General features: G+C 62.2%; 12 protein-coding genes. 5 read left to right on the top strand and 7 right to left on the bottom strand.

Going from position 1 to position 13845, the window contains the following annotated elements; genetic code table 11:
• Positions 1–237 precede the first annotated feature (237 nt).
• The 7 genes from gltA to ACP92_RS14885 form a co-directional block, all read right to left on the bottom strand.
• A complete protein-coding gene (gene gltA, locus ACP92_RS14855; protein ID WP_041310932.1) occupies positions 238–1539 on the bottom strand; it encodes a citrate synthase in 1302 nt (433 codons plus the stop codon).
• Between the two features lie 169 nt (positions 1540–1708).
• Complete coding sequence (locus tag ACP92_RS14860; protein ID WP_013234931.1) at positions 1709–1993, bottom strand: FAD assembly factor SdhE; 285 nt, start codon at positions 1991–1993, stop codon at positions 1709–1711.
• Positions 1994–2123: 130 nt separating this feature from the next.
• A complete protein-coding gene (locus tag ACP92_RS14865) occupies positions 2124–2834 on the bottom strand; it encodes a succinate dehydrogenase iron-sulfur subunit (RefSeq protein ID WP_006463281.1) in 711 nt (236 codons plus the stop codon).
• Positions 2835–2845: 11 nt separating this feature from the next.
• A complete protein-coding gene (gene sdhA, locus ACP92_RS14870; protein WP_008329930.1) occupies positions 2846–4624 on the bottom strand; it encodes a succinate dehydrogenase flavoprotein subunit in 1779 nt (592 codons plus the stop codon).
• Between the two features lie 2 nt (positions 4625–4626).
• Complete coding sequence (gene sdhD / locus ACP92_RS14875; protein ID WP_041310935.1) at positions 4627–4992, bottom strand: succinate dehydrogenase, hydrophobic membrane anchor protein; 366 nt, start codon at positions 4990–4992, stop codon at positions 4627–4629.
• A 2-nt stretch (positions 4993–4994) separates the two neighbouring features.
• Complete coding sequence (gene sdhC, locus ACP92_RS14880) at positions 4995–5405, bottom strand: succinate dehydrogenase, cytochrome b556 subunit (protein WP_013234932.1); 411 nt, start codon at positions 5403–5405, stop codon at positions 4995–4997.
• A 176-nt stretch (positions 5406–5581) separates the two neighbouring features.
• Positions 5582–6367, bottom strand: a complete 786-nt coding sequence (locus tag ACP92_RS14885) for a GntR family transcriptional regulator (protein ID WP_041310937.1) — start codon at positions 6365–6367, stop codon at positions 5582–5584.
• 467 nt (positions 6368–6834) lie between these two features.
• On the opposite strand from ACP92_RS14885, the gene ACP92_RS14890 reads away from it, so the two are divergent.
• From ACP92_RS14890 to ACP92_RS14910, 5 genes are all read left to right on the top strand, one after another.
• A complete protein-coding gene (locus tag ACP92_RS14890) occupies positions 6835–7824 on the top strand; it encodes a malate dehydrogenase (protein ID WP_013234934.1) in 990 nt (329 codons plus the stop codon).
• Positions 7825–7917: 93 nt separating this feature from the next.
• A complete protein-coding gene (locus ACP92_RS14895; RefSeq protein WP_013234935.1) occupies positions 7918–8919 on the top strand; it encodes an HpcH/HpaI aldolase/citrate lyase family protein in 1002 nt (333 codons plus the stop codon).
• Between the two features lie 21 nt (positions 8920–8940).
• Positions 8941–9489 carry a hypothetical protein gene (locus ACP92_RS14900; protein ID WP_013234936.1) on the top strand — a complete coding sequence of 183 codons (549 nt, stop codon included), beginning with the start codon at positions 8941–8943 and terminating at the stop codon, positions 9487–9489.
• 158 nt (positions 9490–9647) lie between these two features.
• Positions 9648–12359, top strand: a complete 2712-nt coding sequence (acnA, locus tag ACP92_RS14905; RefSeq protein ID WP_013234937.1) for an aconitate hydratase AcnA — start codon at positions 9648–9650, stop codon at positions 12357–12359.
• A 180-nt stretch (positions 12360–12539) separates the two neighbouring features.
• Entirely contained in the window at positions 12540–13787 is a 1248-nt protein-coding gene (locus ACP92_RS14910) for a DUF2863 family protein (protein ID WP_013234938.1), read from the top strand.
• Positions 13788–13845: the final 58 nt, after the last annotated feature.

Raw genomic sequence — 13845 nt, forward strand, 5'->3', positions numbered from 1 at the left:
TCAGCGCTTCGGAATTATATCTCCTAATATCAAATAAAAAAGCGAATCCACAGGGATTCGCTTTTTTATTTGAAACCGGATGCGACGGGCGTTTCCTATCACCAACGCCCAGCCGCAAAGCCTTGCCGCACGGCCTTTCCGCCCTCCTCCATGGACTCCCGGAGACTAGGAACGGGTCGCTCCGCACGAACCGCCGTTGTCGGCCAGACAAGTCTGGCCGACAACGGCGGCGACCGATCAGCGCTTGTCGATCGGCGGCACGTCGCGACGCGGCGAGCCAACGAAGAGCTGACGGGGACGGCCGATCTTCTGTTCCGGATCCGAGATCATTTCGTTCCATTGGGCGATCCAGCCAATGGTACGGGCCATGGCGAAGATGCAGGTGAACATCGAGGTCGGGATGCCCAGGGCGCGCTGCACGATGCCCGAGTAGAAGTCGACGTTCGGGTACAGCTTGCGGGAGACGAAGTATTCGTCTTCCAGCGCGATCTTTTCCAGCTCCATGGCCAGCTTGAACAGCGGGTCGTCGTGCAGGCCCAGTTCGTTCAGGACTTCGTAGCAGGTTTCGCGCATCAGCTTGGCGCGCGGGTCGTAGTTCTTGTAGACGCGGTGACCGAAGCCCATCAGCTTCACGCCCGAGTTCTTGTCCTTCACTTGCTTGATGAACTCGGGGATCTTGTCCACGGAACCGATCTGTTCCAGCATGTTCAGTGCGGCTTCGTTGGCGCCGCCGTGAGCGGGGCCCCACAGGCAGGCGATACCGGCGGCGATACATGCGAACGGGTTGGCGCCGGAGGAGCCGGCCAGACGCACGGTCGAGGTCGAGGCGTTCTGTTCGTGGTCGGCGTGCAGGATCAGGATGCGGTCCAGCGCGCGCACCAGGACTTCATTGACCTGATACTCTTCGCACGGGTTGGCGAACATCATGCGCATGAAGTTGGCGGTGTAGGACAGGTCGTTGCGCGGATACACGAACGGCTGGCCGATGCTGTACTTGTAGGCCATGGCCACCAGGGTCGGCAGCTTGGCGATCATGCGGATGGCCGACACTTCGCGGTGGTTGGCGTTGGAGATGTCCAGCGAGTCGTGGTAGAAGGCCGACAGCGCGCCCACCGAACCCGTCAGCACGGCCATCGGGTGCGCATCGCGACGGAAGCCACGGAAGAAGAAGTTCATCTGCTCGTGGACCATGGTGTGCTGGGTCACGGTGTTGACGAAGACCTTCTTTTGCTCGGCATTGGGCAGCTCACCGTGCAGCAACAGGTAGCAGGATTCCAGGAAGTCGCAGTTCACCGCCAGCTGTTCGATCGGATAGCCACGGTACAGCAGCTCACCCTTGTCGCCATCGATGTAGGTGATGGAGGAGTTGCAGGAAGCCGTCGACATGAAGCCCGGGTCGTAGGTGAACTTGCCGGTGGCGCCGTAGAGCTTGCGGATATCGATCACATCAGGACCGATGCTGCCCTTGTAGACAGGAAAATCTACGGACGGAGACCCGTCGGAGAACGACAGGGTAGCTTTGATATCGGTGTTGGACATAGCTTTTCCTTTTGCTGGGATGGTGAAACCGTTAATCAAACGCCGCGACCGCAAGCCGGGCGGCATCATGGTTCGGATGCGCCGGGTGGCGAGATGGAACAGGCCGCGATCGGGCAAATCGGTCTGGCTTGTGGCCAGGCGCAACAAATAGGCAACAATCAGGCAAGAATCAGGCAGTACGCAGTTTCTTCAGCAACGCATGCACCTGGGGCAGATCAACCGCCGCCTCGGGCTCCTTGCGGGCCAGCAGCAAGTCCATCAGGTCATTATCGGTCAGGTCCATCAGGCGCGAGAATGCATCAACCTCGTCGTCGCTCATCTGCGCCTCATGGGCGTCGAGATAGCGTGTCAGGATCAGGTCGTTCTCCAGCAGCCCGCGGCGCGCACGCCAGCGCAGTCTTGCGCGTTTGGCCGGATCATCCTGGTGACGTTCAGCAGTCATGAACTCGCTCATTTCTTGTGTCTTCTCTTTCACATCAACCGGACCGGCACAGACCGGACCGGCCGCGGGGAGCCCTACTGCCCTGCTCCCCGCTGCGGCCCGCCGGCATGGCGGGCCTGGCTGGCATACAAGCCGATAAGACTTATACCGAACGGCGGACCATCAGTTCCTTGATCTTGCCGATGGCCTTGTTGGGGTTCAGACCCTTGGGGCAGACATCGACGCAGTTCATGATGGAACGGCAACGGAACAGGCGGTACGGGTCTTCCAGGTTGTCCAGACGCGCGCCGGTGGCTTCGTCGCGGCTGTCGGCGATGAAGCGGTAGGCTTGCAAGAGGCCAGCCGGGCCGACGAACTTGTCCGGATTCCACCAGAACGACGGGCAGGACGTGGAGCAGCAGGCGCACAGGATGCACTCGTAGACGCCGTCCAGCTCTTCCCGTTGCTCGGGCGACTGCAGACGCTCCTTCTCGGGCGGGATGCTGTCGTTGATCAGGTAGGGCTTGATCGAGTCGTACTGCTTGAAGAAGTTGGTCATGTCCACGATCAGGTCGCGGATCACCGGCAGGCCAGGCAGCGGCTTCAGAACGATGGGTTCGGTCAGCTCGTTCAGGTTGGTGATGCAGGCCAGGCCGTTCTTGCCGTTGATGTTCATGGCGTCGGAACCGCACACGCCTTCGCGGCAGGAGCGGCGCAGCGCCAGGGAATCGTCGACGTCGGACTTGATGCGTTGCAGGGCGTCCAGCAGCATCTTGTCGGTGGGCTTCAGTTCCACCGTCAGGTCTTGCATGTACGGCTTGTCGTCCTTGTCCGGATCGTAACGGTAGATCTTGAATTTCAGGGTGCGAGTCATGTTGCGACCTCTTAGAAAGTACGTGCTTTAGGTTTGAAAGTCTCAACAGTCAGCGGCTGCATGTTGACCGGCTTGTAGTCGAGACGATTCCCCTCGGAGAACCACAGCGTGTGCTTGAGCCAGTTCACGTCGTCGCGCTGCTCGTAGTCGCTGTGCGCGTGGGCGCCGCGCGATTCCTTGCGGGCTGCTGCAGAAGTGATGGTGGCCTTGGCGGTTTCGATCAGGTTGTCCAGCTCCAGCGCTTCCACGCGGGCGGTGTTGAAGACCTTGGACTTGTCCTTGAAGGAGACGTGCTTGCGGCGCTCGTCCAGCTCCATGATCTTGGTGTAGCCTTCTTGCAGCAGGGCGTCGGTACGGAACACGCCGCAGTACTTCTGCATGGTGGCGCGAATGTCGTTGGCCACGTCCTGCACGCGCTCGGAACCGGTGCTGCTTTCCAGGTGCGCAATGCGTTCCAGCGAACGGTCCAGGGCGCCGGCCGGGATCGGCTTGTGGCTCTGGTCCTGCAGGCGGCTGCCGACGATGTGGTTGCCAGCGGCGCGGCCGAACACCACCAAATCCAGCAGCGAGTTGGTGCCCAGGCGGTTGGCGCCGTGCACCGACACGCAGGCGCATTCGCCGATGGCGTACATGCCCTGCACCACTTCCTTCATCGAACCGCCCTTGGGGGCGACCACCTGACCGTGGATGTTGGTGGGGATGCCACCCATCTGGTAGTGGATGGTCGGCACGACCGGGATCGGTTCCTTGGTCGCATCGACGTTGGCGAACTTGTGGGCGATTTCCAGGATCGAGGGCAGACGCTTCTTGATGGTATCGGCGCCGATGTGGCGCAGATCCAGCAGCACGTGATCCTTGTGGGGACCGACGCCGCGGCCTTCCTTGATTTCCTGGTCCATCGAACGCGAGACGAAGTCACGCGGGGCCAGATCCTTCAGGGTCGGCGCGTAGCGTTCCATGAAGCGTTCGCCGTTGCTGTTGATCAGGATGCCGCCTTCGCCGCGCACGCCTTCGGTGATCAGCACGCCCGCGCCGGCCACGCCGGTCGGGTGGAACTGCCAGAACTCCATGTCCTGCAGCGGCAGGCCGGCACGTGCGGCCATGCCCATGCCGTCGCCGGTGTTGATGAAGGCATTGGTCGAGGCCGCCCAGATACGGCCGGCACCGCCGGTGGCGAACAGGGTGGTCTTGGCGTGCAGCATCATGATTTCGCCGGTTTCCATTTCCAGCGCGACCACGCCGAGGACGTCGCCCTCTTCGTTGCGGATCAGGTCCAGCGCCATCCACTCCACGAAGAAGTGGGTCTTGGCGCGCACGTTGCGCTGGTACAGGGTGTGCAGCAGCGCGTGACCGGTACGGTCAGCGGCGGCACAGGCGCGTTGCACCGGCTTTTCGCCCAGGTTGGCGGTGTGGCCGCCGAACGGACGTTGGTAGATGGTGCCGTCGGGGTTGCGGTCGAAGGGCATGCCGAAGTGTTCCAGCTCGTAGACGGCCTTCGGTGCTTCGCGGCACATGAATTCGATGGCGTCCTGGTCGCCCAGGTAGTCCGAACCCTTGACGGTGTCGAACATGTGCCAGTACCAGTTGTCTTCGGACATGTTGCCCAGCGAAGCGCCGATGCCGCCTTGGGCAGCCACGGTGTGCGAGCGGGTCGGGAAGACCTTGGACAGGACAGCGACGTTCAGGCCGGCTTCGGCCAGTTGCAGCGAGGCGCGCATGCCGGAGCCACCGGCGCCGACGATGACCGCGTCAAAGCGGCGGGTAGTGATGGCGGATTTGATTGCAGCCACGATTAGTTTCTCCACAGAATCTGCGCGGCGTAGCCAGCGCAACCGATCAGCCACACGATAGTGGCAACTTGCAGGACCAGACGAACGCCAACGGGCTTGACGTAGTCCATCAGCGCATCACGCACGCCGATCCAGGCGTGGAAGAACAGCGCCATGAACACGGCAAAGGTGGCGACCTTGAACCATTGATGCGAGAACAGCGCCGCCCAGCCCTGATAGCTGAAGTTGGTCGAAGTGAAGAAGCACACCAGCAGGATCACGGTGTACACAGCCATCACGACGGCGGTGGCGCGTTGCGCCAGCCAGTCACGCAGGCCATAGTGGGCGCCCACGACCAGGCGCTTGGGTCCGATGTTGTTATCAGCCATTTTCAGAAAGCTCCGAACAGTTTCAATGCGACCAGGACCATCAGCGCGATGCTGATCACCAGGACAGTTGCCGAGGACTTGCGCGCGCTGTCCTTGTCCAGACCGATGTGGTTGTCCATGATCAGGTGGCGGATGCCGGCGCAGAAGTGGTGGAGGTAAGCCCAGGACAGGGCCAGGATGACCAGCTTGACGAACCAGCCCGAGGTGAAACCCTTGAGGTAGTCGAAGGTACCTTCGGAGAGCAGGCTGCTGTCCAGCAGGTACAGGATGAAAGGCAGCATCAGGAACAGGAACAGACCGCTGATGCGGTGCATGATCGAGACGATGGCAGCCAGAGGCATGCGGTAACCGGCAATTTGGGTTAGGTGTATGTTACGAAATTGCGGCCGTTGTGGTTTAGCGGCTTCAGACATACAAGGTTCTCCTCAGATTAAAACAATCATGCAATTTTCGCCGATTTTCTAAATCACCATCAACATTTATTGCGCTTCGCAGCATGCCTGCCGGGTCTTGACCCGGCTTTGAATCCGCTCCCCTGCGCCGCGCAGGCCCTACCTGGCGGCACTCCGGGAAGAACCTCACCGGCCGCTCAGCTCAACTCGCTCTGGTAATGATGATTCGTCGTCAGGTACAGCCCGCGCCGCATTTCCACCGGCTTGTCGCCATAGGTGAATGAAGCCCGTTCCACACTCAGCAACGGCGTTTGGGGCGTTACGCCCAGAAACTCTGCCGCATCCGGATCCGCCCCGACGGCACGGATGCGCTCTTCGGCACGGATCATGCGCGTGCCGAACTCAGACTCGAACAGCCCGTACAGCGGGCCGCGGTATTCCACCAGGCGCTCGGCCGTCAAGCCCTTGAAGATGGCGCCAGGCAGCCAGATGTCTTCCAGGATGATGGGAACGCCATTGAACGATTTTACCCGGCGAATGAAAATGACCGAGTCGCCCGACTTCATATCGAGCTGACGGGCCACTTCGGCCGAGGCGCGTACGCGCTTGACTTCGATGATTTTGTTTTCGGGACGCTGCGGCTCGTCGCTGTCGGCCATCAACCGCAGGAAGCGGAACTGCGCCTGGGTCTCGTGATGGGTGGCCACGAAGGTGCCCTTGCCCTGGCGGCGCACCACCAGGTTTTCGGCCGCCAGTTCGTCGATGGCCTTGCGCACCGTGCCCTGACTGACCTTGAAACGACTGCCTAGCTCGACTTCGCTGGGGATCAGCTCACCGGGCTTCCACTCCCCCGCCTCCAGGCGCTGCATGATGAGCGCCTTGATCTGCTGGTACAACGGACTGAAGGTGGGCGCCGGACTGGCAACACCCGCCCCCGCGGCGTGCGCGTCAGCGTTGTTTGAATTGGGCAGGATCGAGCTCATAACCTCGAATTTCACCACAAAAGTCCTTCCGGCGTCCAGCAAAAACTAGGCAATAAGATGTCTTATATAAGACATAAGATATTGATTGACAGCCGACTTTCCCAGGCCTACACTCGCGAGCAAGCTGAAGACCGCCAACGCAGGCAGCAAGCGGATGACAGGCCGGCAGACGATAACGAGAATCGCTCTCATCCAGCACTCTCCGATCCGGCGTTTTCATGCAGGCAGAATCCAAGTTTGACAGGTTTTTGATTTGTCGGCAGGACCCGACCCGAAAGCAACTGACTCGCTGCGTTTTCGACGGTATCATGGCGGCCTAACAAGAATTCGAGGAAACCGCGCATTTATCATGCGCACCCCTGAAGCAACCGCTACACGGCCCTGCCGCGCCTTGCGCGACGTGACCGCAACGTACGCTTCAATGCAGTCTGAATGCTTTTTTTCATCACCTCTTTTGGAGATTCAACATGGCTAAAGCCCCCATGCGTGTTGCCGTCACTGGCGCCGCCGGTCAGATCGGTTACTCCCTGCTGTTCCGCATCGCCAACGGCGATCTGCTGGGCAAAGACCAGCCGGTCATCCTGCAACTGCTGGAAATCCCCGATGAGAAGGCACAGAAGGCGTTGAAGGGCGTCATCATGGAAATCGATGACTGCGCCTTCCCGCTGCTGGCTGGCGTGACCGCCCACAGCGATCCGATGACCGCCTTCAAGGACGCCGACATCGCCCTGCTGGTGGGCGCCCGTCCGCGCGGCCCCGGCATGGAGCGCAAGGACCTGCTGGAAGCCAACGCCCAGATCTTCACCGTGCAGGGCAAGGCGCTGGACGCCGTGGCCTCGCGCAACGTCAAGGTGCTGGTGGTGGGCAACCCGGCCAACACCAACGCCTACATCGCCATGAAGTCGGCCCCCAACCTGCCGGCCAAGAACTTCACCGCCATGCTGCGTCTGGACCACAACCGCGCCCTGTCGCAAGTGGCCGCCAAGATCGGCAAGCCGGTCTCGGCCATCGAAAAGCTGTGCGTCTGGGGCAACCACTCGCCCACCATGTACGCCGACTACCGTTTCGCCACCGCTGATGGCGTGTCGGTCAAGGACACCATCAACGACCAGGAATGGAACAAGAACGTGTTCCTGCCCACCGTCGGCAAGCGCGGCGCGGCCATCATCGAAGCCCGCGGCCTGTCCTCGGCCGCTTCGGCAGCCAACGCGGCCATCGACCACGTGCGTGACTGGGTGCTGGGCACCAACGGCAAGTGGACCACCATGGGTATCCCCTCCGACGGTTCCTACGGCATCCCCGAAGGCACCATGTTCGGCTTCCCGGTGACCACCGAAAACGGCGAGTACAAGATCGTCCAGGGTCTGGAAATCGATGAGTTCTCGCAAGAGCGCATCAACATCACGCTCAAGGAGCTGATGGAAGAGCGCGAAGGCGTCAAGCATCTGGTCGGCTAATTGACCACGGCGCGGTGGCAGGCTCCTGCTGCCGCGCCGGCTTTCCCGACATCGAACAATACGACAACCCCTACCCCAGTCTCATTCGCAGCAATGCATCCTTCCCAGGTCTTGTTCCCAGGTGCCCAGCAGCCGGTTTTGCTTCCGGTATGCGATCACTACGCCGGCTCCGAAAAGCTGATGCGCAAGTCGATGGCCCTGCAACAGGAGCTCGGCCCCTTGTTCGACATCACCTTCGACTGCGAAGATGGCGCTGCCGCCGGCAATGAAACCGCGCACGCCGAGCTGGTCGCCGCTCTCATCACTGGCCCTGACAATGTCCACCGCCGTATCGGCGCGCGCCTGCATGATGTGAGCCATCCGCACTTCGAACAGGATGTGGCCATCCTCTGCGGCGCCGCTGCGCGCGAGCTGGCCTATGTGATGCTGCCCAAGCCGGAAGGCATCGATGACGTGCTGCGCGCACTGGAAAGCATCCAACGCGCAGCCCGCGCCGCCGGTCGCAGCGACCTGCCGGTGCAGGTGCTCGTGGAGACCCATGGCGCGCTGGCCGATGCCTGGAAGATCGCCGCCCTGCCCCAGGTGCAGTCGCTGTCGTTCGGGGTGATGGATTTCGTCTCCGCCCATTACGGCGCCATCCCCGGCAGCGCCATGCGCTCCCCCGGACAGTTCGACCATCCGCTGGTGCGCCGCGCCAAGCTCGACATTTCCGCCGCCTGCCATGCGCACGGCAAGGTGCCGTCGCACAACGTGACCACCGACATCAAGAATCCCGCCGCCGTGGCCGACGATGCGTGCCGCGCGGCACAGGAATTTGGCTATACCCGGATGTGGAGCATCCATCCGGACCAGATCCGCCCCATCGTGCAGGCCATGTCCCCGGCCACCGAAGAAGCCGACCTGGCGGCACAGATCTTGCTCAAGGCGCAGGCGGTGCAGTGGGGACCGATCCAGCACCTGGGCAACCTGCACGACCGCGCCAGTTACCGTTATTACTGGAGTATCCTGCAACGCGCCCACGCCACCGGTGTGACGCTGCCACCGGAGACTGCAGTGTGGTTCGCCCCTGGCGACACCCCATCAACCCAGCCGTAAAGACCCTTACGACCGACGCCTATGAAAAAGCACCTGACCCTGATCGCCCTCCTGGGCGCCCTGTTCGCCACCGCCGGCATCACTGCGGCGCACGCTGAAACCGATACCAAACCGGCTGCCAAGAAAAAGGTAGTCAAGAAGGCGCCGGCCAAGAAAGCCGCAGCAGCAGCTGCCGCCGCACCGGCCGCCAAGATGCCCTTCTCCTCGGACGCCGAGGACGATGACAGCGAACCCGAGCTGGGCGGCACCCTGTCGGCCGACTTCCAGTGCGAAATGGGCCACAAGCTGACCATCTGGAAGAATGAAACCGACGACAAGCACATCGCCATCCGCTGGGACAAGCGCATCCACCGCCTGACCCGCGTGGAGACCACCACCGGCGCCAACCGCTTCGAGAACCGCAAGATGGGCCTGGTCTGGATCGGCATCCCGGCCAAGGGTCTGCTGCTGGACTCCAAGAAGGGCCAGCAACTGGCCAACGAATGCAAGAACGCCGACCAGATCAAGGCCGCCGCTGCTGCATCGGCAGCACCGGCAGCCACGGTCGCTGCGGCGCCTCACCAGAACTGAACCGGGAAGGCTGACATTCCCGACAGGACGTATCCGTAACAAAGAATCAAAGAATCAAAGAATCACAGAATCAGGCAGCACCCCGCAGTTCACCATTGCAGCGCAAACCGGATTCGACTAGCTAGCATCACTAAATTGCCAATTAAGGAGAAGAGGCCATGTCTCGCAACACATTGAACACCCTAAAGGAATTCAAGATTTCCGGTTCCAAGAAGGGCAAGTTCTACTCCCTGCCCGCCCTGCAAAAGTCGCTGGGCGTGAATATCTCGCGCCTGCCGGTGTCCATCCGTATCGTGCTGGAATCGGTGCTGCGTAACTGCGATGGCCAGAAGGTCACCGAAGAACACGTCAAGCAACTGGCCAACTGGGGCGCCAAGGCGGCCCGCGTAGATGAGATCCCCTTCGTGGTCGCCCGCGTGGTGCTGCAGGACTTCACTGGCGTGCCGCTCTTGGCCGACCTGGCCGCCATGCGCAACGTCGCCAGCAAGCTGGGCAAGAACCCCAAGAACATCGAACCGCTGGTCCCGGTGGACCTGGTGGTGGACCACTCGGTGCAGATCGACCACTTCCGCGAGAAGAAGGCTCTGGACCTGAACATGAAGCTGGAATTCTCGCGCAACAACGAGCGCTACCAGTTCATGAAGTGGGGCATGCAAGCCTTCGACACCTTCGGCGTGGTGCCCCCGGGCTTCGGCATCGTCCACCAGGTCAACCTGGAATACCTGGCGCGCGGCGTGCACAACAAGACCGGCGTCTACTACCCTGACACCCTGGTCGGCACCGACTCCCACACCACCATGATCAACGGCATCGGCGTGGTCGGCTGGGGCGTGGGCGGCATCGAAGCCGAAGCCGGCATGCTGGGCCAGCCGGTCTACTTCCTGACCCCGGACGTGGTCGGCGTGAACCTGACCGGCGCCCTGCGCGAAGGCGTCACCGCCACCGACCTGGTGCTGACCATCACCGAACTGCTGCGCCAGACCAAGGTGGTGGGCAAGTTCGTCGAATTCTTCGGTGAAGGCACCGAATCGCTGTCGCTGACCGACCGCGCCACCATCGCCAACATGGCGCCGGAATACGGCGCCACCATGGGCTTCTTCCCGGTCGACGACGCCACCATCGAATACTTCAAGGGCACCGGCCGCACCAAGGCCGAGATCGACGCCTTCGAAGCCTACTTCAAGGCCCAGGAACTGTACGGCGTGCCCAAGGCTGGCCAGATCGACTACACCCAGGAAGTGTCGCTGGACCTGGGCACCGTCGCCCCGTCGCTGGCAGGTCCCAAGCGTCCGCAAGACCGTATCGAAATCGGCAACGTCAAGTCGACCTTCTCCGATCTGTTCACCAAGCCGACCGCTGAAAACGGCTTCAACAAGAAAGCCGAAGACCTGGGCGCGTCCTACAAGAACGCCGACGGTGTGGACCTGCACAACGGTGACGTGCTGATCGCCGCCATCACCTCCTGCACCAACACCTCCAACCCGAGCGTGCTGCTGGCCGCCGGCCTGTTGGCCAAGAAGGCAGTGGAAGCCGGCCTGAAGGTCGCTCCGCACATCAAGACCTCGCTGGCCCCTGGCTCGCGCGTGGTGACCAAGTACCTGGAAGCCGCAGGCCTCTTGCCCTACCTGGAAAAGCTGGGCTTTGGCGTGACCGCCTACGGTTGCACCACCTGCATCGGCAACGCTGGCGACCTGACCCCGGCCATGAACGAAGCCATCGTCAAGAACGACGTGGTGGCGGCCGCCGTGCTGTCGGGCAACCGCAACTTCGAAGCCCGTATCCACCCGAACATCCGCGCCAACTTCCTGGCTTCGCCCCCGCTGGTGGTGGCCTACGCCATTGCTGGCAATGTCACCCGTGACCTGATGACCGAGCCGGTCGGCAAGGGCAAGGGCGGCAAGGACATCTACCTGGGCGACATCTGGCCGACCTCGCAAGAGATCGAAAAGCTGCTGAAGTTCGCCATGAACGCCAAGACCTTCAAGGAAAACTACGCCGATGTGAAGGGCGCTCCGGGCAAGCTGTGGGAAGCCATCAAGGGCGTCGCCAAGGGTGAAGTCTACAACTGGCCGAGCTCGACCTACATCGCCGAGCCGCCGTTCTTCGAGAACTTCAGCGAAGAGCCCAAGGCCGCTGCCGCTGGCATCACCGGCGCACGCGCACTGGGCGTGTTCGGCGACTCCATCACCACCGACCACATCTCCCCGGCCGGTTCCATCAAGGAATCCAGCCCGGCCGGCAAGTGGCTGCAAGCCAATGGCGTGTTGAAGGCGGACTTCAACTCCTACGGTTCGCGTCGCGGCAACCACGAGATCATGATGCGCGGCACCTTCGCCAACGTGCGTATCAAGAACCTGATGATCCCGGCCAAGGAAGACGGCTCGCGTGTGGAAGGCGGCATCACCATTCACCAGCCTTCCGGCGAAGAAATGTCGATCTATGACGCCGCCATGAAGTACGTGGCTGAAGGCACCCCGACCATGGTCTTCGGTGGCGAAGAGTACGGTACCGGCTCCTCCCGTGACTGGGCCGCCAAGGGCACCCAGCTGCTGGGCGTGAAGGCCGTGATCGCCCGTTCCTTCGAGCGTATCCACCGTTCCAACCTGGTCGGCATGGGCGTGCTGCCGCTGCAGTTCCTGGGCAACGACAGCGTGCAGTCGCTGGGCATCACCGGCGATGAAACCTTCGACCTGAAGGGCCTGGAAGGCGAAATCAAGCCGCAACAGGAAGCCACCCTGGTGATCCATCGCAAGAACGGCGAGACCAAGGAAGTCAAGCTGCTGCTGCGTATCGATACCCCGATCGAAGTGGACTACTACAAGCATGGCGGCATCCTGCCGTTCGTGCTGCGTCAGCTGCTGGCCGCCTAAGCAGAACAACGCAGGACCTCACCGCGGGCTTGCCCTGCGGCGCATGCAAGAGTGAAAACGCCGGATTCGTCCGGCGTTTTTTATTGCCCTTTGGACATGCACGCCCCGCCGGGTCGCTGACAGTGCTGCCAAATCATCTACAATAGACGGTTCCGTTTCCACCGATTACAGATTGCCTACATGCGTCGTCCCGCCAAACGTTCCTCCTCCAAGCTTTCTGCCGATAGCCAGCACCTGGTGACCTTTGCGCAAGCCATTGCCCAGGCCTCCAGCCGGCTCGAAGAGCGGGCCTGGCTGCAACCTCTGGACGCCCTGCTCAACAAGCTGCTGCGCACCGGCCACCAGGGCTTGATCGACGCCGCCCTGGATCACCTCTTCAAGGCTGACCTGGACGCCTACGACGTGCTGATCGAAGCCGTCGAGGCCGGCAGCGAAGCGACCTCGCTGGAACACGAAGGCCAGGACTACGATGTGCAGTTGCTGGTCCTGCCGGTGCTGGCCTGGACCCGCTTTGCCATCGCCTCCGGCCCCATCGCCAGCGAGATGCTGAGCGCCATCGGCGCCCACCTGCACGCCCATGTGCTGGCCAAGGATGCGCGCCTGGCGCTGGCGCCGGCCCTGTTCTCCATCGAACAGCTGCCACGCATGCACGCCGACGTCTTCGCCCTGACCCGCCAGATGGGCCAGACGGCGCTCAAGACCGGTCCGGTGCAACTGCGCGGCGAACAGCCACCCACCGCCGCCTTCCTGGCCGATACCCGCTACGTGATTGCCGCCGTGGTGGTGCCGGCCGGCGGCGCCCTGTTCCACTGGCAGGAAAGCGAACAGCAGAGCCACTTCTCGGCCAACAAGGCAGCCGCCTTCGAGGCCTGGAAACAGCAGGCCACGCCGCTGTTTACGCGCCTGCTGCCCGGCTGCAGCGTGGAGCTGCTGCTGCCGCAGGCCTACTTCTTCGGCTGCCGCGAAGCCGACAAGCGCATCCGCCCGGCCTCCATCCGCGCTGCGGACTACTTCCTGACCCAGACCCTGGACATCTCCTCGGCCGACCTGCACGCCAGCATCGGCGGCTTTTCCGAAGACATCAACGGCCAGATCGATGAATACCGCATCGGCTTTTCCATCGGCGGCGATCCTACCGTGGTCTATGGCACGGTATGGCCGCTCTACGAGCAGGAAAGCGGCGAAGACCTGCCCATGATGATCCCGGGCGGCGCAGGCCTGCTGGAGGGCTTGCCAGCCAGCCCGCTGCAGCAGATCCTGACGGTGCTGCGCGAATGCGGCATCGTCCACATCAAGCATCATGCCGAACGCTTCACGATGGAATTCTGCGATGACTGCGGCGCCCCGCTCTTCCCCGACCGCGAGGGCGAGCTGGTGCACGCCGAGATGCCGGAAGACACGCCCCCGCCGGTGGAGCACTTCCACTGAAGCACAGCGCCCCGTGCAGGCATGGACGGGGATCACGCGCAATAAAAAAGGCATCCAC

The sequence above is a fragment of the Herbaspirillum seropedicae genome (assembly GCF_001040945.1).
GTDB classification, from domain to species: domain Bacteria; phylum Pseudomonadota; class Gammaproteobacteria; order Burkholderiales; family Burkholderiaceae_D; genus Herbaspirillum; species Herbaspirillum seropedicae.

Excerpts from the sequence above, each read along its gene's own strand:
- sdhC (WP_013234932.1), bottom strand. The coding sequence starts at position 5,405 with ATGTCTGAAGCCGCTAAACCACAACGGCCGCAATTTCGTAACATACAC.
- ACP92_RS14900 (WP_013234936.1), top strand. The coding sequence starts at position 8,941 with ATGAAAAAGCACCTGACCCTGATCGCCCTCCTGGGCGCCCTGTTCGCC.
- ACP92_RS14910 (WP_013234938.1), top strand. The coding sequence starts at position 12,540 with ATGCGTCGTCCCGCCAAACGTTCCTCCTCCAAGCTTTCTGCCGATAGC.
- ACP92_RS14865 (WP_006463281.1), bottom strand. The coding sequence starts at position 2,834 with ATGACTCGCACCCTGAAATTCAAGATCTACCGTTACGATCCGGACAAG.
- ACP92_RS14860 (WP_013234931.1), bottom strand. The coding sequence starts at position 1,993 with ATGAGCGAGTTCATGACTGCTGAACGTCACCAGGATGATCCGGCCAAA.
- sdhD (WP_041310935.1), bottom strand. The coding sequence starts at position 4,992 with ATGGCTGATAACAACATCGGACCCAAGCGCCTGGTCGTGGGCGCCCAC.
- ACP92_RS14890 (WP_013234934.1), top strand. The coding sequence starts at position 6,835 with ATGGCTAAAGCCCCCATGCGTGTTGCCGTCACTGGCGCCGCCGGTCAG.
- ACP92_RS14885 (WP_041310937.1), bottom strand. The coding sequence starts at position 6,367 with ATGAGCTCGATCCTGCCCAATTCAAACAACGCTGACGCGCACGCCGCG.
- ACP92_RS14895 (WP_013234935.1), top strand. The coding sequence starts at position 7,918 with ATGCATCCTTCCCAGGTCTTGTTCCCAGGTGCCCAGCAGCCGGTTTTG.
- acnA (WP_013234937.1), top strand. The coding sequence starts at position 9,648 with ATGTCTCGCAACACATTGAACACCCTAAAGGAATTCAAGATTTCCGGT.
- gltA (WP_041310932.1), bottom strand. The coding sequence starts at position 1,539 with ATGTCCAACACCGATATCAAAGCTACCCTGTCGTTCTCCGACGGGTCT.